This is a genomic window from Bradyrhizobium sp. CCBAU 11430, from assembly GCF_028128855.1.
GTDB classification, from domain to species: domain Bacteria; phylum Pseudomonadota; class Alphaproteobacteria; order Rhizobiales; family Xanthobacteraceae; genus Bradyrhizobium; species Bradyrhizobium ottawaense.
The window spans coordinates 48,619-71,329 of sequence record NZ_LBJV01000064.1; the positions used below are offsets into that span (position 1 = coordinate 48,619).

The window sequence follows — 22,711 nt, forward strand, 5'->3', positions numbered from 1 at the left end:
CTTCGGCAGCGATGGCGACCGTTGCAATCAACGGGAAAAGACCATCGGCCGAAAATTCCGTCAGGAGGAACAACCAATATGACCAATCGCAGAGCTTTCTTAGCTGCCACGACAGCGCTCGCCTTCACGTTCTCCGCGAACCAGGCCTTCGTAAGCCAAGCCTTCGCCCAGAAGAAGTACGACACGGGGGCGACCGACACCGAGATCAAGATCGGCCAGACCGTGCCGTTCTCCGGCGCCTACTCGGTCTACGCCAATATCGGCAAGACCCAGGCCGCCTACTTCAAGATGATCAACGATCAGGGCGGCATCAACGGCCGCAAGATCAATCTGATCCAGTATGACGACGCCTATTCGCCGCCGAAGACGGTGGAGCAGGTGCGCAAGCTCGTCGAGGGCGACGAGGTGCTGTTCACCTTCCAGCTCATCGGCACCGCGGCCAACGCCGCCGTGCAAAAATATCTCAACGGCAAGAAGGTGCCGCAGTTGCTGGCCTCGACCGGCGCGGCCCGCTTCAACGATCCCCAGAACTATCCCTGGACCATCGCCTACAATCCCAACTACGTGTCCGAGGGACGCATCTACGCCAAATACATTCTCAAGGAGCATCCGAACGCCAAGATCGGCGTGCTCTACCAGAACGACGACATGGGCCGCGACTATCTTGCGGGCCTCAAGAGCGGCCTCGGCGACAGGGCCGCCAGCATGATCGTCGGCGAGGTCTCCTACGAGGTCACCGACCCGACCGTCGATTCCCAGGTGGTCAAGCTGAAGTCGATGGGCGTCGACGTGTTCTTCGATGCCTCGACGCCGAAATTCGCGGCACAGGCGATCAAGAAGCTCGCCGACCTCGGCTGGACGCCGGTGCACATCCTCGACATCAATGCGAGCCCGATCTCGGCGACGCTGAAGCCGGCCGGCCTCGACATCTCCAAGGGCATCATCTCGACCCAGTACGGCAAGGAGCCCAGCGATCCCCAGTGGAAGGACGATCCCGGCGTGAAGGCCTTCTTCGCCTTCATGGACAAGTATTTCCCGGAAGGCGACAAGCTCAACACCGTCAACACCTACGCCTATTCGGTGGCGGAGCTGCTGGTGCAGGTCCTGAAGCAATGCGGCGACGATCTGACGCGTGAGAACATCATGAAGCAGGTCGCCAACATCAAGGACTTCACGCCGAGCTTCGCGCTGCCCGGCATCAAGATCAACACCGGGCCGAACGACTTCCGCGTCAACAAGCAGATGCAGATGATGAAGTTCAACGGCGAACGCTGGGAACTGTTCGGACCGATCATCGAGGACACGGGACCGTCGGGCTAGTCCCGATCTCGTAGGGTGGGTTACGCCCAGCGGACTGCGCTTCGCGCAGTCCGCAAGGCTATCCCACCCTACGAACGCCCACCTTGCGTCGCAACAATCGTTCCTCCACACTTGCCCTCAGCGATGGCATCGGACGCGTCCTGCGGCCGGCAGATCATCGGCAAAAACAAACTGAGGGAATTGCGAATGAGGAATGGAAAGCTGCATCTGGCCACGGCGCTTGCTCTGGCGCTGTCGATTTCAGCGGCCAATGCCCAGAAGAAATATGATCCGGGCGCCAGCGACACCGAGATCAAGGTCGGACAGACCATGCCGTTCTCGGGGCCGGCGTCGGCCTATTCGTCGATCGGCAAGACGCAGGCCGCCTATTTCAAGATGATCAACGACCAGGGCGGCGTGAACGGCCGCAAGATCAATTTGATCCAGTATGACGACGCCTATTCGCCGCCGAAAGCCGTGGAGCAGATCCGCAAGCTGGTCGAGAGCGACGAGGTGTTGCTGACCTTCCAGATCATCGGCACGCCCGTGAACGCGGCCGTGCAGAAATATCTCAACGCCAAGAAGGTGCCGCAGCTGTTCGCGGCGACCGGGGCCTCGAGGTTCACTGATCCCAAGAACTTTCCGTGGACCATGGGCTTCAATCCCAATTACTTCGTCGAGGGCCGCATCTACGGCCAGTACATTCTGAAGGAGCATCCGAACGCCAAGGTAGGCGTGCTCTATCAGAACGACGACCTCGGCAAGGACTATCTGAACGGCATCAAGGCCGGCCTCGGTGACAAGGCCGCCAAGATGATCGTGACGGAAGCCTCCTACGAGGTGTCCGATCCCACCGTCGATTCGCAGGTCCTCAAGATCAAGGATGCCGGCGCCGACCTGTTCTTCAGTGCGACGACGCCGAAGCAGGCCGCGCAGGCCATCAAGAAGATCGCCGAAATGGGCTGGCATCCGGTCCAGATCGTCGACATCAACGCCACCTCGGTCGGCGCGGTGCTGAAACCCGCAGGCCTTGACGCCGCCAAGGGCCTGATCAGCGTCAACTACGGTAAGGAACCGCTCGATCCGACCTGGAAGGATGACCCCGGCATGAAGAAGTATTTCGACTTCATGGCGAAGTACTATCCGGATGGCGACAAGGATTCGAACTTCAACACCTACGGCTACAGCACCGCGCAGCTGCTGGTGCACGTGCTGCAGCAGTGCGGCGACAACCTGACGCGCGAGAACGTCATGAAGCAGGCGGCGTCACTGAAGGACGTCGCCAGCGACACTGCGCTGCCCGGCATCAAGGCCAACACGTCGCCTACCGACTACCGCGTCAACAAGCAGCTTCAGATGATGAAGTTCAACGGCGAGCGCTGGGAGCTGTTCGGCCCGATCCTGGAGGATGCGGGCCCGGCGGGTTAGGCGAAGAGTTCTGAAATGCAATCGGCGGCCTGCGGGCCGCCGATCTTTTGGAGCTATCCCCGTCACCCCTTAGGGGGTGGCCGCTTCTTCAGCGGCCCTCGATGGGCGACGGCCCGCTGGTGGCCGCACATCCTCCGAGGCTCCCGGCGCGATGCTTTGCATCGCGCCACTCGCACCTCGGGATGACGGAGGGAGATCACCGATTTGGCGGCCTACTCCGGTATCTCTCCAAAATTCTTCCCGATCCGCAGCACGGCGTGCCGGATCAGCCGCGAGTCCTCGACCGCGGCCTGGCGGTGCTTCACAGCCTCGCGGTAGACGGGATCGCGGATCATCTCGACGAAGGCTCCGACATCAGGATATTCGGCGATGAAGCAATGGTCCCAGCGCTCCTCCTGCGGACCGATCAGCATCAGCTCGAACTTGCCCTGCCAGATGATGCGGCCGCCGAGGCGTTCGAACACCGGGCCGCTCTCGCGGCCATAGGCCGCGTAGGCTTCGGCGCCGCTCGCCTTGCGGCCGTCCGGGTAGGCCGCCTCCTTGCGCAGGCGCACCAGGTTGAGCATGTGGATCGGACCCGGGCGGTCATTGTCCCGGAATTGCGCGAAGATCTCCTTGGTCGGATCGATATGGCCCATTTGGGTTTCCTCTGCGTGTTTCCTCGTGTTTTATGCCGGCGATCCTAGCTCCGTCATCCAATCAGCGGAACTGCGGCGGGGGAATGCCGCACCTCCTAATCGGGCGTTAAGGTCTGGGTAACCGGGCCTTAAACAGCGACCGCTAGCGTGCGGCGGGGCGGGCTGACCGGGCGTTTTTGCGTATGGCGTGGGGAAAGAAAAAGGGTGGGCGGAAGGAGCCGCTGTTCGGCTTGCCCGCGGCGCTCGCCGATCTGCGCCTGACCGCGGCGGATCGCATTCCCGGCGGCGACGACAAGCCGAAGAAATCGACGAAATCATCCGCCAAGCGCAAGGGCGAGGATTCCGGCGACGAGCCGCCGCGCGAGCGGAAAGCGCCAGCCAGCCGCAGCGGCGCCAAGCGGCGCACCAAGTCACGTATTGGCGCCAGCATCGGCCGCCTGGTCTATTGGGGCGCGGTGCTCGGCCTGTGGGGCGCGATCGCTCTGATCGGCGTCGTGATCTATGTCGGCGCCCATCTGCCGCCGATCCAGTCGCTGGAGATTCCCAAGCGGCCGCCAACGATCCAGATCGTCGGCATCGACGGCAGCATGCTGGCGCAACGCGGCGAGATGGCCGGCGCCAATGTCTCGCTGAAGGATTTGCCGCCGTATTTGCCGAAGGCTTTCATCGCCATCGAGGACCGCCGCTTCTACTCGCATTTCGGCATCGACCCGATCGGCATCCTGCGCGCCCTCGTCACCAACGTCATGCATCGCGGCGTCTCGCAGGGCGGCTCGACGCTGACGCAGCAGCTCGCCAAGAACCTGTTCCTGACCCAGGAGCGCACCATGCAGCGCAAGCTGCAGGAGGTGGAGCTCGCGATCTGGCTCGAGCGCAAGCACTCCAAGAACGAGATCCTGGAGCTCTATCTCAACCGCGTCTATTTCGGCTCGGGCGCGTATGGCGTCGAGGCCGCCGCGCAGAAATATTTCGGCAAGTCGGCGAAGAACGTCACGGTCGCCGAGGCCGCAATGCTGGCCGGGCTCGTCAAATCGCCCTCGCGCCTTGCGCCGAACCGCAACCCCGAAGGCGCCGAAGCCCGCGCGCAGATCGTGCTCGCGGCGATGGCGGACGCAAAGTTCATCACCGACGCGCAGGCGCAGGCCTCGATCGGTCATCCCTCCTACAATGTGAAGCCGGTCGGCGCCGGCACGGTCAATTACGTTGCCGACTGGATCGGCGAGGTGCTGGACGATCTGGTTGGCCAGATCGACGAGAGCATCAAAGTCGAGACCACGATCGATCCGAAGCTGCAGAGCGTGGCGGAAGCCGCCATCATCGACGAGCTCGCGGCCAAGAGCGTGAAGTTCAATGTCAGCCAGGGCGCGCTGGTGGCGATGACACCTGATGGCGCGGTGCGCGCCATGGTGGGCGGGCGGAACTATTCCGAGAGCCAATACAACCGCGCTGTGACCGCCAGACGCCAGCCGGGCTCCTCGTTCAAGCCGTTCGTGTACCTGACCGCGCTCGAGCAGGGCCTGACGCCTGATACGATGCGACAGGACGCGCCGATCGAGGTCAAGGGCTGGCGACCCGAGAACTACACCCATGAATATTTCGGCGCGGTGACGCTGACGCAGGCGCTGGCGATGTCGCTCAATACCGTCGCCATCCGTCTCGGCCTCGAGGTCGGACCGAAGAACGTGGTGCGCACCGCGCACCGGCTCGGCATCTCCTCCAAGCTCGAGCCCAACGCCTCGATCGCGCTCGGCACCTCCGAAGTCTCGGTGGTCGAGCTGGTCGGCGCCTATGCGCCCTTCGCCAATGGCGGTCTCGCGGTGGCACCGCACGTCGTCACGCGGATCAAGACGCTGGGCGGCAAGCTGCTCTACATGCGCCAGCCTGAGGAGCGCAATCAGGTCATCGACCCCCGCTATGTCGGCATGATGAACGCGATGATGCGGGAGACGCTGATATCAGGCACCGCCAAGAAGGCCGAGATCCCCGGCTGGCCCGCGGCCGGCAAGACCGGCACCAGCCAGGATTACCGCGACGCCTGGTTCATCGGCTACACCGCGAGCCTCGTCACGGGTGTCTGGCTCGGCAATGACGACAACTCGCCGACCAAGAAGGCGACCGGCGGCGGCCTGCCGGTGGAAGTGTGGTCGCGCTTCATGAAGGCGGCGCACGAGGGCGTGCCGGTCGCGGCATTGCCGAGCACACAAGTTGGCTGGGGCCTGTCGAACCTCGCGCAGGCGGCCTCGCAGGTGTCGCCGCCGACAGCGGCAGCGCCCGGGCCGGCACCCGCAAGCAATGGCGGCTATCGTCCACCGCCGACGCGCGCCAATGCGCGGCCGGAAGCGGCGGCGGGGCTCGACGGCTGGCTGATGGACCGGCTGTTCGGCGGAAACCGATAGGCTCGCGCTGAGGTCTCCATGACCTCAAGACAAAAACTGCGAAAACAACCCCATGCACAGTAGCCGAAGATAACGAAATCAACGGCTTGCAGAGGCAGCCCAGACGCCTGAAGCACGTGCCTGGAAATCAGCGGCATCGCTTCGGCAAGTCCTGCCCAGCGCGGCAAAATTCGCCGCGCCCCGGAACTCGCCTAAAGCAAAAACTCCAATCCCTTCAAGCTCCCGTCAGCGGCCCGGGATTTGCTCTCATAAGTTGAGCGAGTGTCTGGGAGCGTTCCATGATTCAAATCTATCCAGCGCGGCGCTGCCGCATCTGCGGCCCGCATCAGCATCCACTTCAAATGCGAGGTCTGGTCTTCAGGCGGTGGCACCGGATGCGACCGACGCGGCAACCAGCGGCTTCCGGATCGACCTCTCGCAGGTCAAGCCGCTGTCAGGCGCCAAGGTCATATCGGCCGCGGATGATCCCGTCCTGCATGACCTCATGGCAACGCATTGGCTGATCGCGCACGAGACGAATGCACCTCAGTCGGTCGTCGCGGACAATGCGCCGGAGAATACCTACGCGCAGGTGAAAGTGGACGGCAAGGTGGTGGCCACGCTGTACAACGGCGGATCCTCGGCCATGACCAACCTGGCGGGCGCGAGGATCGGCAAGCTGGAAGATCCTCCCGGCTTGAGCGGACCAGACCTGGCGCAGTGGCGCGCCGACAATTACGCCAGGCTGCTTGGCGGCACCGTCGAAAAGGCGCCCACCGCGATCACGCAATCGCAATGGACACCGCGTGAAAGCAGTTCCACGACCTACAGCCGCGAGCAACTCGACGCTGCGTTCCAGGCGATGCTGGCCGAGGGCCAGAAGGCCAGCGCGCAGCGGCAATCGTCCTATCTGGCGTCAGGCGCGCAAGCGGGGACGAGTGCGGATTTCAGTGCGTGAGCGGAGTCTGAAGCCGGCTCATTCTCAACTGTCATTCCCCGCGAAGGCGGGGAGTCCAGCATTCCAGAGACATCGAGATTCATAACGACTGCCGCGGCTTACTGGGTCGCCCGGTCGAGCCGGGCGACGACAGCGACGGTTAGGCGACAGCGCCCCTAATCCTCGACCCCATACCGGTGCAGATCATTGCCGTAGGTGTCGAGCCACTTCTTGGCGCGCTCCATCGACGGGCAGACTTTTCCGCACACGCGCCAGAACCGCGCCGAGTGGTTCATCTCGACGAGATGGGCGACTTCGTGCGCGGCGAGGTAGTCGAGCACGAAGGGCGGCGCGAGGATCAGGCGCCAGGAGAACGACAGCGAGCCGGCCGAGGTGCAGGAACCCCAGCGGCTGGACTGATCGCGGATCGACAGGCGCTTGACCCTGACGCCGAGCTCGGCGGCGTAAGCCTCCGCCGAACGCTGGAGGTCGCGGCGCGCCTCGCGCTTGAGGAAGTCGCTGACGCGGCGATCGACATGCTCGAGCCCGCCGGCGACGCAGAGAATGCGTTCGCCGCTATCGCGCGTCTCGGTCCACACCGTGCCGCGCGTGCCAGCGCGATGAACGATGCGATGCGACGTGCCGCGGAGCGGTATCACCGTGCCCGGCTGGAACGGCGCGGCCTTCGGCAAGCGACCGAGGCGCGCCGCGATCCACGCACCGTGGCGCTGCGCAAAGTCTTTTGCCTCGGCCAGCGTGCCGCGCGGCGGCATGGTGAGGATGGCTTCGCGATCGCTCGGATGAATTCTCAGGGTGTAACGGCGCGCGCGGCGGTGCCGGCGCAATCGGATGGCAAAATATTGCGATCCATGGGTGATCAGGACGGTCTTGGGTTCGTGGGGCCGCCGATAGAGGAGAGCGCGAGTGGCCATGTCTGTCAGTCCGGGGGGCAGGAGGGCGCCCGGATTTTGCCATAACCGCCGCCAGGGAAAGCGCTCGGCGCAAAAACAAATCATTTGCCCAATATACAGCGGTCTGACGTCCGGGAGACCCTACAGACTGGGGTTGGAACCGTCTTTTTTCGCCCCCGCTGGACGCATGCGGCACCCCCAAGGGGTGAGGGAAGACTCACTCCTATAAGGCTACCTAAATACCGCGAATCTGAAGAGAACCAGGCCCGGCCGGAGCCTCCGGCGGGGCCTGGATTTTCGACGGGAAAGCCGAAAACGAAGGTTATTCGGCCGCCAGAGCCTGCAATGAACTCGGATTCGCAGCTGAGACCATGAAGTCATGGATTCGCGGAACGATTTCCGACTTGAAGCGCGAGCCGTTGAACACGCCGTAATGTCCAACGCCCTTCTGGACGTAATGAACGCGGCGATGATCGGGGATCGAGCTGCACAATGTGTGCGTCGCTTCGGTCTGACCGAGACCCGAGATGTCGTCGTTCTCGCCTTCGACCGTCATCAACGCCACGCGCGTGACCTTGGATGGGTCCACGCGTGTTCCGCGATGGGTCATCTCGCCCTTCGGCAGCGAGTGCTTCACGAACACGGTGTCGACCGTCTGCAGGTAATACTCGGCGGAGAGGTCCATCACCGCGAGATATTCGTCATAGAACTCGCGATGCTTGTCGACGAGGTCGCCGTCGCCCTTCACCAGATGGGCAAAGAGCTGCTTGTGGGCGTCCATGTGGCGGTCGAGATTCATGCTGATGAAGCCGTTGAGCTGCAAAAATCCCGGATAGACGTCGCGCATCATGCCGGGATGCGGGAACGGCACCTTGGTGATGACGTGGTTGCGGAACCAGTCGATGCCGCGCTCCTGGGCGAGATTGTTCACCGCCGTTGGGTTGCGACGGGTGTCGATCGGGCCGCCCATCAGCGTCATAGAGGTCGGCACGAAGGGATCGCGCCGCGCTTCCATGATCGAGACGGCGGCGACCACCGGCACGGAGGGCTGGCACACCGCCATGACATGGGTGTTGCCGCCGAGGACGTGCAGCATCTCGATGACGTAGTCGATGTAATCGTCGAGATCGAAGCGGCCATCGCTGAGCGGCACCATTCGGGCATCGGCCCAATCGGTGATGTAGACCTCATGCGCGGGCAGGAAGGCCTCGACCGTGCCGCGAAGCAGCGTCGCATAATGCCCGGACATCGGCGCCACGATCAGCACGCGCGGCTGCGGGCTGCGCAGGGGACGAGCGAACTTGCGATCGAAGTAGAGCAGCCGGCAGAACGGCTTTTCCCAGACCGAGCGGATCTCGACGGGGACGCGGATGCCGTTGACCTCGGTGTCGTTGAGGCCCCATTCCGGCTTGCCGTAGCGGCGCGTGGTGCGCTCGAACAATTCGCAGGCCGCGGCGACCGACTTGCCGACCTCGGTGCGCGCCCAGGGATTGAGAGGATTCTGGAACAGCAGCTTGGTCGCGTCAGTGACCGCACGTGCCGGATTGAGAGAGGCGTGTGCCATCTCGTACATCCAGTACATCGGCGTCGTCAGGACCGGACTGCCTTCTGCAGCCAGGGGCGGTGCGCCGCCAAACTCACCAATAGGCATCGCTATATCCCTCTTCGCATCGCAGCATACTGCCGAATGCGCAATATTGCGTCAATGCATGGTTCCGTACATCTACGGAGCCGAAGCGGCTAAACCAGCCTGAATCCACGGGAAAGTGACGTTATTCACCGCCCGACAGCAGCGAGCCGTGCCGTTTGGCGCTGCGCAAAAGGGCAAGGAATGATGCAAAAGATGCAACCAGAAAGACGGCGTTGATGGCCAGCGCCTCCAGCATCAGATCGGCGCGGAAGGTGTTTTCGATCAGCAGCGCGCGCATTCCCTCGAAGGCATAGGTCGGCGGCAACGCCCAAGCGGCGTATTGCAGCCAGACCGGCAACACGCTGACGGGGTAGTAGACGCAGGCGAGCGGCAGGATCGCGAACATCAGGGTCCAGACGATGCTCTCGGCGCCGAGGCCGTTTCGCAGCACGAGACCCGACACGAAGATGCCGACCGACCAGCTCGTGAAGATCAGATTGCAGAAGAATGCGATCAAGGGCAGGCCCAGGGCATAGACATTGAAGTGAAACATGAACAGGGCGAGCAAGGTCATCGGAATGATCCCGATCGCAAGCCGGATCAGGCTCATGACCATCAGCGACAGCAGAAACTCGATCGGCCTCAAGGGGCTCATCATGAGGTTGCCGATGTTGCGCGCCCACATCTCCTCCAGGAACGAGATGGAGAAGCCGAGCTGCCCGCGGAACAGGATATCCCAGAGGATGACGGCGCCGATCAGCGTGCCGCCGGCGCGCGCGAAGAAATTGGAATTCTCGGCGATGTAATACTGGATGAAACCCCAAGTGATGACCTGCAGCGCCGGCCAGTACAGCAATTCGAGCAGCCGCGGCCAGGATGACAGCAGGAGGTACCAGTAGCGCAGGATCATCGCGCCGATGCGATGGACGGAGATGCCGCGGTGGAGGGGGATGTCCGTCATCGCGCGATAACCTGACCCGGATGGGATCTGTCATCCCGGGGCGCGACATCGTCGCGAGCCCGGGATCCATAACCACGAAACTCAATTTGGCGAAGACTCGGAGTGACCCGTCTCGCCTCGCAACCGCCGCCTGTGATTATGGATTCCGGGCTCGCGCTCCGCGCGCCCCGGAATGACAGACCTCCATCCGGGCTACGAATACGGGTACGACCGCTCACCTTGCCGCCTCCTTCGCGCCGTTCACCCGGCCGCGCGCGACGTCCAGAAACACCTCCTCCAGCGTGGTGCGATTGTAGCGCGCCATGATCGCCTCAGGCGTATCGTCGTCCTCGATGCGACCGCGCTTCATGATGATGACGCGGTCGCAGAGCCGCTCGACCTCGAGCATGTTGTGCGAAGCCAAAAGGATGGTGGCGTTGTTGTCCTTGCGATAACGCTCCAGGTGCGCCCGCACCCAGTCGGCGGTATCCGGATCGAGCGAGGCGGTCGGCTCGTCCAGCAGCAGCAGCTCGGGCCGGTTGATCAGCGCTTTGGCGAGCGCGACGCGGGTCTTCTGCCCGGCCGACAGCTTGCCGTTGGCGCGGTCGATGAATTCGGTGAGATCGAGATCGTCCGCGAGCTCGGCGATGCGGCCGGCGAGGTTCTTCACCGCATAGAGCATGCCGAACACGGTGAGATTCTGCCGCACCGTGAGCCGCATCGGCATGTCGACATAGGGGCTCTCGAAATTCATCCGCCCCAGCACGGCAGCGCTCTCCTCGGGCATCCGATGTCCGAGCACCTGCACGCGGCCGGAGGTCGGCAGCACAAGGCCCATGATCATCGCGATGGTCGTGGTCTTGCCGGCGCCGTTGCCGCCCAGAAGTCCGGTGATGCTGCCACGCGGCAACGAAAAGGAGATGTCGTCGACCGCTCGGGTCTGCTTATAGATTTTGACGAGATGCTCGACCGCGATCGCCGCGGACGAGCTGCGCTCCGCGACAGTCGGCCGACTTGAAGCCTTGTCATTCTCGGTCATGCTGGTCGTTCTTCTGCTATTGCAGCGGATAGCGCAAGGCTTGTAATCCGGTGGTTCCGCGAGCCCAGCGTTTGTGATCTGGAAGGCACCCCCATTGGCCGATATGACTGAAATTGCTGCTTCCGACTTTCGCCACGCGCAGCGGCATATCCGCCTGGACACGATCCTGCGGCTGCGTTGGCTGGCGGTGCTGGGCCAGCTCGCCGCGATCTTCATCGTGGCGCAGGGGTTGGAATTCAACGTCGAGATCGTCCCCTGCGTCAGCATCATCGCCTTGTCGGCCGCGCTCAATCTGGCGCTCCAGACCGTGTCCAATCCGCTGCAGCGGCTGGAGCCGATGCAGGCGGCCGGACTGCTCGCGCTGAACATCGTGGAGCTGGCCGGTCTGCTGTACTTCACCGGCGGACTGCAGAACCCGTTCTCGTTCCTCTTCCTCGCGCCGGTGCTGATCTCGGCCACGGCGCTGCCGGCGCGCTTCACCTTCGGCCTCGGTGTGCTTGCGGTAGCCTGCGCCTCGGTCCTGTTCTTCTTCCATTTGCCGCTGCCCTGGGATTCCGATGATCCCCTGGTGCTGCCGCCGATCTACCTCGTCGGCGTCTGGCTCTCGATCGTGCTCGCGATCGGCGTCACCAGCCTCTACTCGTTCCAGGTGACCGAGGAGGCGCGCAAGCTTGCGGACGCGCTGGCCGCGACCGAGCTGGTGCTGACGCGCGAGCAGCATCTGACGCAGCTCGACGGCCTCGCAGCCGCGGCCGCGCACGAGCTCGGCACGCCGCTCGCGACGATCTTTTTGATCTCGCGCGAGCTGGAAAAGACGGTGAAGGACGCCAGCTTTGCCGCCGACCTGAAGACGCTGCGCGAGCAGACCCAGCGCTGCCGCGACATCTTGAGCAAGATCACCCAGCTCTCCTCCACCGGCGCGCCGTTCGACCGCATGAAGCTGTCGGAGCTGATCGAGGAGGTGGTGGCCCCGCACCGCGATTTCGGCGTCGAGATCAAGGTGCGGATCGCGGTCGCCGCCGTGTCCGAGCCGGTCGGCTCGCGCAATCCGGCGATCCTCTACGGCGTCGGCAACATCGTCGAGAACGCGGTCGATTTCGCCCATACCACCGTCGAAGTGAACGCGTGGTGGAACAAGGACACGATCGAGCTTCTGATCTCCGACGACGGCCCCGGCATTCCGCCCGACATCCTGAACCGGATCGGCGAGCCCTATCTGTCGCGGCGACGAACCACGGATGAGGGCAGCGGTGAGCGACGCGGTCTCGGATTGGGCGTGTTCATCGCGCGCACGTTGCTGGAACGCACCGGCGCCAAGGTCTCGTTTACCAACCGGATCTTTCCGGAACACGGCGCGGTGGTGCAGATCACATGGCCGCGACAGCGTTTTGAGGCTATCGAGAGCCTCGAAGAAACAATAGGATAGGCCGCGACCTTGCGTCGCACAACAGGGCCGATCGACTATCGGCGGCCTTGGCACCGCCCGATTGCGAGGCCATATGTAGTCGCGTTGGAGAGAGGACAAAACCTTGAACGCCATCGCCGAACTGAACGAACAGACCGACCGCTCGCTGCTCATCGTGGAGGACGACAAGCCGTTCCTGGAGCGGTTGTCGCGCGCCATGGAAACGCGCGGCTTTGCGGTGACGTCGTGCGACACCGTCTCGGATGGTCTTGCGCAGATCGGCAAGGCAGCGCCGGCATTCGCCGTGGTGGACTTGCGGCTCGGCGACGGCAACGGCCTTGACGTGGTCTCGGCGCTGAAGAAGAAGCGCCCGGATGCGCGCGCGATCGTGCTGACCGGCTATGGCAACATCGCCACCGCCGTCACCGCGGTGAAGATGGGCGCGATCGATTATCTCTCCAAGCCGGCGGATGCCGACGACGTCGTCGCGGCGCTGCTGTCGACCAGCGCGGAGAAATCCGAGCTGCCGACCAACCCGATGTCCGCCGACCGCGTACGCTGGGAGCACATCCAGCGCATCTACGAGATGTGCAACCGCAACGTCTCGGAGACGGCGCGCAGGCTGAACATGCACCGCAGGACGTTGCAGCGCATTCTCGCCAAGCGCGCGCCGAGGTAGCGGTCTCGTAGGGTGGGCAAAGGCGCGCAAGCGCCGTGCCCACGCTCTGTTTGCGTTGGATAGAGATCGTGGGCACGCTTCGCTTTGCCCACCCTACGGCACCGATGTTTGCGGCGCCGCTACTCCCAAAAATCCGCATGCCCTTGCGGGTCGACCAGCCGGTTGATCCGAAGCGCCGCCGCCATTCCAAACCGCACCGTCATCTGCTTGCGCGTGGCGGCTGCGAGCTTGTGCTCGGGCGCTTCGCAATGCAGGTGCGCGCCATAGGCGTCGGCGATGATCAGGCCGGTGCCTTCCGGAAAGATCTCGCACGGCAGGTCCTGAGTGAAGGCGAAGAACAGCCGGTCGCAATGGGCGCGGTACTCGTGCCATTTCTGGTCGGCGCGCAGATCCTCCACCGACGATTTGATCTCGACGATCCAGATCTCGCCGCGCTCGTTCAGCGCCACGAGATCGGCGCGCCGGCCCGAGGGCAGCGGCAATTCGCTGATGCAGGTAAAGCCGAGCGAACGCAGCAGCCGCGCGGTGCCGCGCGCGACCGCGAGCGCCGTCTCCGACTGGCGGCGATCAGGCGGCGGCACGAGGGCGATGTTGCGGGCGGGATTGTCCATGGGGGGAGGATAGCCGATTCCGTAGAACTGCACACTGCTCGATGGAGCCTAAGCGCAGCCTCGATCTCCGCCGTCGTCCCCGCGAAAGCGGGGACCCATAACCACAGGGAGTTGTTGTAGGGCGCTCAGGTAACTCCGAGTCATCGCAAAACTGCTCCCTGTGGTTATGGGTCCCGGATCGGCGCTCCGCTTCGCCGCGCTTGTCCGGGACGACACCGAGGATGAAACACGGAACCTCCCCTCCCCCACGCACTTATCACGCAGCCGCCGCACCTCGGCGGAACCACCGAGGCTGCGCGGATGATCGACGATCTCTGGTACAAGAACGGCGTGATCTACTGCCTTTCCGTCGGCTCCTATATGGACGCCAACGGTGACGGCGTCGGCGACTTCAAGGGCCTGCTCCGCCGGCTCGACTATCTGCATGGCCTCGGCATCACCACGATCTGGCTGATGCCGTTCCAGACCTCGCCCGGCCGCGACGACGGCTACGACATCGCCGACTATTACAGCGTGGATGCGCGTTACGGCACGCTCGGCGATTTCGTCGAGTTCGCCCACGGCTGCAAGCAGCGCGGCATCCGCATCATCATCGACCTCGTCGTCAACCACACCTCGGATCAGCATCACTGGTTCAAGGAGGCGCGGCGCGACAAGAACTCGCCCTACCGCGACTGGTATGTGTGGTCCGACAAGAAGCCGGCCGGTGCCGACAAGGGCATGGTGTTTCCCGGCGTGCAGAAAACGACCTGGACGCGCGACAAGGAAGCGGGCGCGTATTACTTCCACCGCTTCTACGATTTCCAGCCCGACCTCAACACCTCGAACCCGCATGTGCAGGCCGAGATCCTGAAGATCATGGGGTTCTGGATCCAGCTCGGCGTCTCCGGCTTCCGCATGGACGCCGTGCCCTTCGTGATCGCGACCAAGGGTGCGAAGGTGAAGAAGCCGGTCGAGCAGTACGACATGCTGCGCGCGTTCCGCGAATTCCTGCAATGGCGGCAGGGCGACGCCATCATCCTCGCCGAAGCCAATGTGCTGCCGAAGACGGACATGGAATATTTCGGCCGCGATGCCGACCGCATGCACATGATGTTCAACTTCCACGTCAACCAGCACCTGTTCTATGCGCTGGCATCCGCAGATTCGCGGCCGCTGGCGAAGGCGTTGAAGGCGACCAAGCCGCGGCCGGCGACCGCGCAATGGGGCCTGTTCCTGCGCAATCACGACGAGCTCGACCTGGGGCGGCTGACCAAGGCGCAGCGCGACTCCGTGTTCAGGAATTTCGGTCCCGACAAGGACATGCAGCTCTACGACCGCGGCATCAGGCGGCGCCTCGCGCCGATGCTGGGCGGCGATCGCCGGCGGCTCGAACTCGCCTACAGCCTGATGTGCACGCTGCCCGGAACGCCCGTGATCCGCTATGGCGACGAGATCGCGATGGGCGACGATCTCTCACTGCCGGAACGCAATTGCGCGCGCACGCCGATGCAATGGTCGACCGAGCCGCATGGCGGCTTCACCAAGAGCAACAAGCCGGCCTGCCCTGTGATCGACAAGGGGCCTTACGGCTATCCCCACGTCAACGTCGCCAAGCAGCGGCGCGATCCCAACTCCATGCTGAACTGGACCGAGCGCATCGTCCGTATGCGCAAGGAGGTGCCTGAAATCGGCTGGGGCGACTTCACGATCATTCCGGTGCGCGATCCCGCCGTGTTCATCATGCGCTACGACTGGCGCAACAATTCGGTGTTGTTCGTGCATAATCTCGACGAGAAGCCGCGCGAGATCGCGTTCTCGGCCGGGCTGCCGGACGAGGCCGGCGCGCACCTGATCAATCTGCTCGCGGAGGACCACAGCCACGCCGACAAGCGCGGCCAGCACCGGATCGTGCTGGAGCCGTATGGCTATCGCTGGTACCGCGTCGGCGGGCTGGATTATCTGCTGAAGCGGAGCGATATCGACGGGGATACGGTGAGAGGGAAGAAGCATCCGGGGTAAGAGCATCTACGCATCGCTATACTCCACCGCAGCCGTACCCTCCGCTGTCGTCCCCGCGAAAGCGGGGACCCATAATCACAGGGAGAAGTTTGGGGCGCGCTGATCACTCCGAGTCTTCGCCAAACCACTCCCTGTGGCTATGGGTCCCGGATCTGCGCTGCGCTTGTCCGGGACGACGGCTAGGGCGGCGCGACAATCACGCCCTCATTGCCGCGCAGATCCAGCACGCCTTCGATCCGCTCGTCCTCGCGATCCAGGAACGTCGACAGCAGTATGCTGCTGCCGAAACGGATCGCGCTGGTGGTCGCCGCGACCGGATCGGGGCCGAGATTGAGCGCCACGATCACCGCCTGCCCCTCGGCCTCGCGGCGATAGATCAGGAGATCGCCTTGCGCCGCGATCGGATGATAATCGCCGGCGACCAGCGGCCGACTGCTCTTCCGCAGGGTGATCAGGCGTCTGTAGAGGCTGAGGATCGAGCGCGCATCGGCTTCGAGATTGACGACATTGTCGCGCACATAGTGCGCCGGCAGCGGCAGCCACGGCCGCGCCGCCGAGAAGCCGGCGAATTCGGTCGCATCCCACTGCATCGGCGTGCGGCAGCCGTCGCGGCCGACACCGATGCCGGGCACGTTCTTTTCGAAGGGGTCGCGCACGTCCTCCGGCGCAATCGCCACTTGATGCATGCCGATCTCGTCGCCGTAATAGAGCGTCGGCGTGCCGCGCAGCGTCAGCAGCAGCATGGCGGCGACACGGGCCTGCTCGGGACCCACGCGGCTTGCGACGCGCGGGCGATCGTGATTGCCGAGCACCCAGTTCGGCCAGGCGCCGCGCGGCAGCGCCTTCTCGTAATCCTCGATGATTGTCTCGATCGAGCGCGCGCTCCAGAAGGTCAAGAGCAGCGCGAAATTGAACGGCATCTGCGCGCCGGTGAGGTCGTTGCCGTAATAGGCCATGAGACGGTGCAGCGGCAGATAGATCTCGCCGATCAGCACGCGGGCTTCGAATTCATCGGTGACGCGTCGCATCTCGGCGATCACGTCATGCACCTCCGGCTGGTCGGTGGAGTATTGCGTCATGATCCTTTCGTTCGGCGGCCGGCCCTCGACGTAATGCGGATTGGGCGGGTTGTCGCGGAATTCGGCATCCTTGATCAGGTGCCAGATCACGTCGACGCGAAAGCCGTCGACGCCCTTGTCGAGCCAGAACCGCATCACGTCGTAGATCGCGGCACGGACGTCCGGATTGCGCCAGTTCAGGTCCGGCTGCTGGGCGAGAAAGGCATGGTAGTAATATTGCCCCGTGGTCTCATCGAACTGCCACGCGCTGCCGCCGAACTCGGATAGCCAGTTGTTCGGCACCCCGCCGTCGGGTGCCGGATCGCGCCAGATGTACCAGTCTCGCTTGGGATTGTCGCGCGAGGCGCGGCTCTCGACGAACCAGGCATGCTGATCGGAGGTGTGGTTCGGCACGAGGTCGAGGATCAGTTTCAGGCCGTTGTCGTGGGCGGCCGTGATCAGCGCATCGAAATCGGCCATCGTGCCGAACAGCGGCTCGATGCCGGTATAGTCGGAGATGTCGTAGCCGAAATCCTCCATCGGCGAGGGAAAGATCGGCGACAGCCAGATCGCATCGACGCCGAGCGATTTGACGTAAGGCAACCGCTGCAAAATGCCGGCGAGATCGCCGACGCCGTCACCATCTGAGTCCTGAAAGGAGCGCGGGTAGACCTGATAGAAGATGCCGTCGCGCCACCAGTTGCTATCGCTCTGAGCCATGCTGGAGAACCCATCCATAAATCTGCGCCTCGGGCGGAAGAACGCGGCAGCAGCGTCCCGGTTCAAATTGGCGAGCCAATTGGGACGGCCGTGTGACGGCGGGCGTGGTTGTTCCAGGCTCCATTCCAGATCCTTGGCCGAATCTTTTGCTTGGCGGCATGGCAAAAATCGGCATTGTGGCGCCATGACCGAGCAAAATGACACCCAAGACTCTTCGCAATCCAAGGCCGGCGCGATCATCGTTCCCGTGACGCTGTTCGAGCAGAACTGCACCATCATCTGGGACGAGCCCTCCAAGAAGGCGGTGGTGATCGATCCCGGCGGGGACGTGCCGAAGATCCTGGACGCGATCAAGCAGACCGGCGTCACCGTGGAGAAGATCTGGCTGACCCACGGCCATATCGACCATGTCGGCGGCGCGGCCGATCTGCGCGATGCACTGAAGGTGCCGATCGAGGGGCCGCATGAAGCGGACAAGTTCCTGCTCGACAATGTGGTCGACAGCGGCGCACGCTTCGGCATGACCGGCGTGCGCAATTTCGCGCCGGACCGTTGGCTCGCCGAAGGCGACACCGTGTCGATCGGCAGCTTGCAATTCGATATTTTCCACTGCCCCGGCCACTCGCCCGGCAGCGTGGTGTTCTTCAACAAGGAGCTGCGCTTCGCCCATGTCGGCGATGTCCTGTTCGCCGGCTCGGTCGGACGCACCGATTTGCCGGGCGGCAGTCACGCCACGCTGATCAACTCGATTCTGACCAAGCTATTGCCGCTCGGCGACGACGTCGGCTTCATCTGCGGTCACGGCGCCGGCTCAAGCATCGGCCAGGAGCGGATGACCAATCCGTTCATCACCGGCGCGATGTGAGGTTTATTCCGCCGCGTCCACAAGCGTGGCGGTCTCAGTGAGGTGACGATCGCCCCAGTCGCGGATCGCCGCGACGACCGGCACGAAGCTATTGCCCTTGCGGGTCAAGCGATATTCGACCTTCGGCGGCACTTCGCCGAAATCCTTGCGGTCGATCAGGCCGCTTTGTGTCAGGGCCTTCAATTCACGGCTGAGCACGCGCGGGGCGATCTCGGCGCTGCCTTCCGTGCCGCGCAATAAGCCGCTGCGGATCTCGCCATAGCGGCGCGGGCCGTCCTTGAGGTCCCAGACGATGCGCAGCTTGTACTTGCCGCTGATCATCTTCTGAAAGGCCGCGACCGGACAGATGCGCGCCGGGTTCGCCTTCGCCATGTCGTCTCCTCCACGCGTTAGATTCTTGTTTTGACGCGTTTTCTTCACGCGAACCGGCATCCACTTCGCTCGAAAACGCTATGGCGAAGAGGATAGGAGCAACGTCGAAAAAGTCCATACTATCAATTTTGTCCATACTTGCGGGATCGCTAGCAAGCCGCAGATGATGACGCACACGACGAACAGGGAGCGTCACATGAAGCACTTCATGATCAGATATGAATTCAGGAACGGTACGACGGACGCCTGGCACCAGGAGGTCGGCCGCTTCATCAAGGCGATCGACGGCGATCCGGAGCTGACGGGCCGGATCGGCTATCGCGTCTTGAAAAACCGCGACGATGGCAGCTATTTCCATCTCGCCAGCGTCGCTGACGATGCCGCGCAAAAAGCGCTGCAATCGCGCGACTTCTTCAAAACCTATCAGGAGATGACGCGGAAGGTCGCCGGCGGCGAGGTGACGGTGACGCCGATCGAGTGGATCGGTCAGACGGCGTAGTTTCCGCGGGCTGACACAACGACATCGCTACAAACGTCGCTGTCGTCCCGGACAAGCGAAGCGCAGATCCGGGACCCATAACCACAGGAAGCCGTGGTTTGCGGGGACTCGGAGTTGGCCCTTCGCGCCTCACTTTGCCCTGTGGCAATGGGTCCCGGATCGGCGCACGCTTGGGGCGCGCTTGTCCGGAGTTTGGGGCTACTTCATCAATCCTGCGGCGGTCAGTGCGCGCGTGATGATCTGGCCGAGATCGAAGCTGCGAGCCTCCTCGCGCGTCGGCTCGGCCGGCTGTTCGGCGACCGCTGCGCGGATCGAGCGGGCGAGATGCGGCGCGGGCGTCAGTGCCGGCTGCGCTGCAGGCCTGCTTGTAGACTTGCTTGTAGGCTTGGCCTCCGCCTTTGCAGCGTCTGCAATCCAGCCGGTGAGGCCGAAGAATTTTGCGATGTGATAGGACGAGGAAATGCCGGCCTCGATCAGGAACGCGCCTTCGACGCCATAGCGCTGGTCGTTGTCGGCCAGCCCAAGCGGTGTGCCGTGCGCCATGTCGGTGATGGCGTAGGACTCGACCAGCGTCTCGCCGTCCTTGCCCCACCAGGCCTGGCGCGGATAGCCGTCGACATTGGTCTCCGCCATCGGCGCTTCCGGCAGATCGTGCAGATCGAGCCACTGTTTGACGATCTCGTTGGCATTGCCGGGATTGACGGTGCGGTCGGCGCTGCCGTGCCACACCGAGATCTTCGGCCAGGGGCCGCGATAATCCGAGGCATTGCGCACAAGATCGCCGAGCTCGCGCGCGGGACGCACCGGGGAATGAAACATGCCGTCCAGTGCCTCGCGCAAATTCGAGGCGATGCCATAGGGCAGTCCGGCAATGACCGCACCCGCCGCGAAGACTTCCGGATAGGTCGCGAGCATCACCGACGTCATGCCGCCGCCGGCGGACAAGCCGGTGATGAAGATGCGCTTGGGATCGATGCGATGCGCCTCCGCCATATGCGCGATCATCTCGCGGATCGAATACGCCTCGCCGCTGTCCCGCGCCGTATCTTCCGGATTGAACCAGTTGAAGCAGGTGTTGCCGTTGTTGATCCGCTGCTGCTCGGGCATCAGCAGCGCGAAGCCATAGTGCTTCGCGAGCGTCGACCAGCCCGCGCCGAGATCGTAGCCCGCCGCCGCCTGCCCGCAGCCATGCAGCACGACGACCAACGCGCGCGGCTTCTGCAACTGCGCCGGCACGAACGCGAACATGCGCAAGGCCCCCGGGTTGTCGCCGAAGCCGGTGACCTCTTGCAATGGACTGGACGCATCCGCGCTCCGGCCGAGCTCGGCAAAGCGCAGACCGTCCAGCCTCGGCAGACGTCTCAACAGATCAACATTTTTGGCTAACGACACGGCAACTTCCTGGTGGGCGGCTTTCAACGCTTAGCCAAACCAGATAGTTGCTGCATTGCAAAATAAAAAGACCGTGCGCTGTCAATCCACGAAAATCACGGGGAATTCCGCCGAAATCCGCACGAATTAACCGCAATGCCTCGACTTCACGCAGATGCGCGACGCATCCACGACAGAAATGCGGCACAGATCATGATTAATGTCACAAACAGCGCAAGCGAGACCAGAAATCCTGCGCGCGCTGATTGCAGGGCATCGACCGCGAAGAACACCGCGCCGATTGCGGCCACTCCGGCCGCATTTCCGATCTGCGCCGTCGTGCCGTAGATGCCGGACGCCGAGCCTGCGGCGACAGGCTTGACGGTCGAGAGCACCGCGCCGGAGAGCGGCGCCATCACCAATCCCTGACCGTAGCCGAAGATGATCATGACGAACGCGAGCAGAAGCGGCGATGGCGCATCGATACAGGCTGCAACAAGCGCGAGCGCGGCGAGGCCTGCGATCTGAAGCGCGCAGCCTTCGATCAACACCTTGGTGCCGTGATGACGCGCCCGCGCGCCGCTGTGGCGCGAGGCCACGACGAAGGCAAGCGCAAGCGGGATGAAGGCCATGCCGGCTGACAGCGGCGGAATTTTCAGGCCGCGCTGCATGAACAGCGTCATGACCAGATAAAAGGAAAGATTGGCAAGGAAGAAAAAGAAGGCGGCGCCAAGCCCGCGCAGGAAAGCGGCGTCCGCCAGCAGCGAGAGGTCGATCAACGGCATGCCGCCGGCACCAGCGACTGCCTGCTCGAGCTTCAGGAACGCTTTGAGGACGACGCCGCCGACCGCCATCACGGCCCACAGCCAGGGTGCCCAGCCTGCATCGTGACCAAAAAGCAGCGGGCCGATCAGGCACAGCAGCCCCGCGAACAGGACCGAGCTGCCCTTGATGTCGAGCCTCGTCCCTGATCGCCGCGGCACCGATGGCATGATGCGCCAGGCGGCACCTGCAATGACGAGGCCGCAGGGCACGTTGACGAAGAACACCGAACGCCAGCCGGTGCCGGCAAGGTCGATCGTGACCAGCAGGCCGCCGAGCAGGAAGCCCGCGGCACCCGCCAGCCCCAGCACGATCCCGTAGATGGCGAATGCGCGGCTGCGCGTCTCGTCGGTGAAGAGGAGATGCAGCGTCGCCAGCACCTGGGGCACCATCAGCGCCGCGGTCGCGCCCTGCGCGAGGCGAGCGATGATCAGCTCCACCCCTGAGAGCGCGAGCCCGCACCACAGCGAGGTCGCCGTGAAGCCGAGCAGGCCGGCCAAAAAGACAGTCTTGGTGCCGTGGATATCGCCGAGCCGGCCGCCGGTGACGACAAGCGTGGCATAAGCGATCAGATAGATCGCGATGACCGCTTCGATCTGCGCGGGCGATGCCTTCAGCTCGACCGCAATGGTCGGAATTGCGACGTTAACGATGAAGGCATCGACGCCGAACATGAATTGGGCGGCCACGACGATGGCCAGCACCCACCAACGGCGGGTCGAATCGACTTGTTGTGTGACGATCTGATGCATCGGCGCGCGGCCCTGGATTATCGTGCGGATGATTTCAGGTCGTGGGCGGTGGCGCGATTACCTCGGAGGTCAGATTCGTGCGCTCTTCGCCTCTCCCCGCTTGCGGCAGGGCACTCGCACATGCTTCGCGGCGACATCGGAGCAAGCGCCTCGTCCTTCGAGACGACCGCTTCGCGGTCCCCTCGGGATGAGGCTGAACTGCGTCGGTGTGCTTTGAAACTGCACCGGCGTACTCCGCCTTCATCCTGAGGGCCCGCCAACGGCGGGCGTCTCGAAGGATGTGCCGCGGCGGAGGTTGCCTCAAATGCATAGCCCTGCCGCAAGCGGGGAGAGGGAGAAGAGGCAACTTCGCCGCATGC

General features: G+C 63.6%; 19 protein-coding genes. 9 read left to right on the plus strand and 10 right to left on the minus strand.

Going from position 1 to position 22,711, the window contains the following annotated elements; genetic code table 11:
* Window positions 1–78 precede the first annotated feature (78 nt).
* Both XI04_RS23465 and XI04_RS23470 read left to right on the plus strand, forming a co-directional pair.
* Window positions 79–1,320, plus strand: a complete 1,242-nt coding sequence (locus tag XI04_RS23465; protein WP_028139609.1) for an ABC transporter substrate-binding protein — start codon at window positions 79–81, stop codon at window positions 1,318–1,320.
* Between the two features lie 186 nt (window positions 1,321–1,506).
* Window positions 1,507–2,727 carry an ABC transporter substrate-binding protein gene (locus XI04_RS23470; RefSeq protein WP_028139608.1) on the plus strand — a complete coding sequence of 407 codons (1,221 nt, stop codon included), beginning with the start codon at window positions 1,507–1,509 and terminating at the stop codon, window positions 2,725–2,727.
* Window positions 2,728–2,939: 212 nt separating this feature from the next.
* Here XI04_RS23470 and XI04_RS23475 read toward each other — a convergent pair whose 3' ends face one another.
* Window positions 2,940–3,365: a DUF1330 domain-containing protein gene (locus tag XI04_RS23475; protein ID WP_028139607.1), complete on the minus strand. Its 426-nt coding sequence runs from the start codon at window positions 3,363–3,365 to the stop codon at window positions 2,940–2,942.
* 182 nt (window positions 3,366–3,547) lie between these two features.
* On the opposite strand from XI04_RS23475, the gene XI04_RS23480 reads away from it, so the two are divergent.
* Both XI04_RS23480 and XI04_RS23485 read left to right on the plus strand, forming a co-directional pair.
* The gene (locus XI04_RS23480) at window positions 3,548–5,761 is read left to right on the plus strand and encodes a transglycosylase domain-containing protein (protein WP_271610284.1); all 2,214 of its coding nucleotides are present in this window, start codon (window positions 3,548–3,550) and stop codon (window positions 5,759–5,761) included.
* A 313-nt stretch (window positions 5,762–6,074) separates the two neighbouring features.
* The gene (locus XI04_RS23485; RefSeq protein WP_097668305.1) at window positions 6,075–6,698 is read left to right on the plus strand and encodes a hypothetical protein; all 624 of its coding nucleotides are present in this window, start codon (window positions 6,075–6,077) and stop codon (window positions 6,696–6,698) included.
* Between the two features lie 155 nt (window positions 6,699–6,853).
* On the opposite strand, the gene XI04_RS23490 is transcribed toward XI04_RS23485, so the two are convergent.
* The 4 genes from XI04_RS23490 to XI04_RS23505 form a co-directional block, all read right to left on the minus strand.
* Complete coding sequence (locus XI04_RS23490) at window positions 6,854–7,693, minus strand: M48 family metallopeptidase (protein WP_028139604.1); 840 nt, start codon at window positions 7,691–7,693, stop codon at window positions 6,854–6,856.
* 217 nt (window positions 7,694–7,910) lie between these two features.
* A complete protein-coding gene (locus XI04_RS23495) occupies window positions 7,911–9,239 on the minus strand; it encodes a polyhydroxyalkanoate depolymerase (protein ID WP_028139603.1) in 1,329 nt (442 codons plus the stop codon).
* A gap of 121 nt (window positions 9,240–9,360) precedes the next feature.
* Entirely contained in the window at window positions 9,361–10,179 is an 819-nt protein-coding gene (locus XI04_RS23500) for an ABC transporter permease (RefSeq protein WP_212475282.1), read from the minus strand.
* A gap of 214 nt (window positions 10,180–10,393) precedes the next feature.
* Window positions 10,394–11,197, minus strand: a complete 804-nt coding sequence (locus XI04_RS23505) for an ABC transporter ATP-binding protein (RefSeq protein ID WP_212429576.1) — start codon at window positions 11,195–11,197, stop codon at window positions 10,394–10,396.
* A 103-nt stretch (window positions 11,198–11,300) separates the two neighbouring features.
* On the opposite strand from XI04_RS23505, the gene XI04_RS23510 reads away from it, so the two are divergent.
* Together XI04_RS23510 and XI04_RS23515 are read left to right on the plus strand one after the other, a co-directional pair.
* Window positions 11,301–12,623, plus strand: a complete 1,323-nt coding sequence (locus XI04_RS23510; RefSeq protein WP_028139600.1) for an ActS/PrrB/RegB family redox-sensitive histidine kinase — start codon at window positions 11,301–11,303, stop codon at window positions 12,621–12,623.
* 103 nt (window positions 12,624–12,726) lie between these two features.
* Complete coding sequence (locus tag XI04_RS23515) at window positions 12,727–13,281, plus strand: ActR/PrrA/RegA family redox response regulator transcription factor (RefSeq protein ID WP_008141807.1); 555 nt, start codon at window positions 12,727–12,729, stop codon at window positions 13,279–13,281.
* 119 nt (window positions 13,282–13,400) lie between these two features.
* On the opposite strand, the gene XI04_RS23520 is transcribed toward XI04_RS23515, so the two are convergent.
* A complete protein-coding gene (locus XI04_RS23520; RefSeq protein ID WP_271610283.1) occupies window positions 13,401–13,892 on the minus strand; it encodes an MmcB family DNA repair protein in 492 nt (163 codons plus the stop codon).
* Between the two features lie 300 nt (window positions 13,893–14,192).
* Between XI04_RS23520 and XI04_RS23525 the strand changes: the two genes are divergently transcribed.
* Window positions 14,193–15,893, plus strand: coding sequence for an alpha-amylase family protein (locus XI04_RS23525; RefSeq protein ID WP_038949475.1), 1,701 nt, complete (start codon window positions 14,193–14,195; stop codon window positions 15,891–15,893).
* Window positions 15,894–16,072: 179 nt separating this feature from the next.
* Here the strand turns inward: XI04_RS23525 and XI04_RS23530 are convergent, their stop codons facing one another.
* A complete protein-coding gene (locus XI04_RS23530) occupies window positions 16,073–17,671 on the minus strand; it encodes an alpha-amylase family glycosyl hydrolase (protein ID WP_271610282.1) in 1,599 nt (532 codons plus the stop codon).
* Window positions 17,672–17,855: 184 nt separating this feature from the next.
* Here XI04_RS23530 and XI04_RS23535 point away from each other — a divergent pair, with 184 nt between their 5' ends.
* On the plus strand, window positions 17,856–18,536 hold the full coding sequence (locus XI04_RS23535) for an MBL fold metallo-hydrolase (protein WP_028139596.1): 681 nt from the start codon (window positions 17,856–17,858) through the stop codon (window positions 18,534–18,536).
* Window positions 18,537–18,539: 3 nt separating this feature from the next.
* Here XI04_RS23535 and XI04_RS23540 read toward each other — a convergent pair whose 3' ends face one another.
* Entirely contained in the window at window positions 18,540–18,908 is a 369-nt protein-coding gene (locus XI04_RS23540) for a winged helix-turn-helix transcriptional regulator (protein WP_038949471.1), read from the minus strand.
* Between the two features lie 196 nt (window positions 18,909–19,104).
* On the opposite strand from XI04_RS23540, the gene XI04_RS23545 reads away from it, so the two are divergent.
* On the plus strand, window positions 19,105–19,407 hold the full coding sequence (locus XI04_RS23545; protein WP_249162434.1) for a hypothetical protein: 303 nt from the start codon (window positions 19,105–19,107) through the stop codon (window positions 19,405–19,407).
* Between the two features lie 198 nt (window positions 19,408–19,605).
* Here the strand turns inward: XI04_RS23545 and XI04_RS23550 are convergent, their stop codons facing one another.
* Both XI04_RS23550 and XI04_RS23555 read right to left on the minus strand, forming a co-directional pair.
* A complete protein-coding gene (locus tag XI04_RS23550; protein WP_038949469.1) occupies window positions 19,606–20,799 on the minus strand; it encodes an extracellular catalytic domain type 1 short-chain-length polyhydroxyalkanoate depolymerase in 1,194 nt (397 codons plus the stop codon).
* A 146-nt stretch (window positions 20,800–20,945) separates the two neighbouring features.
* Complete coding sequence (locus tag XI04_RS23555) at window positions 20,946–22,352, minus strand: MFS transporter (RefSeq protein ID WP_271610281.1); 1,407 nt, start codon at window positions 22,350–22,352, stop codon at window positions 20,946–20,948.
* Window positions 22,353–22,711: the final 359 nt, after the last annotated feature.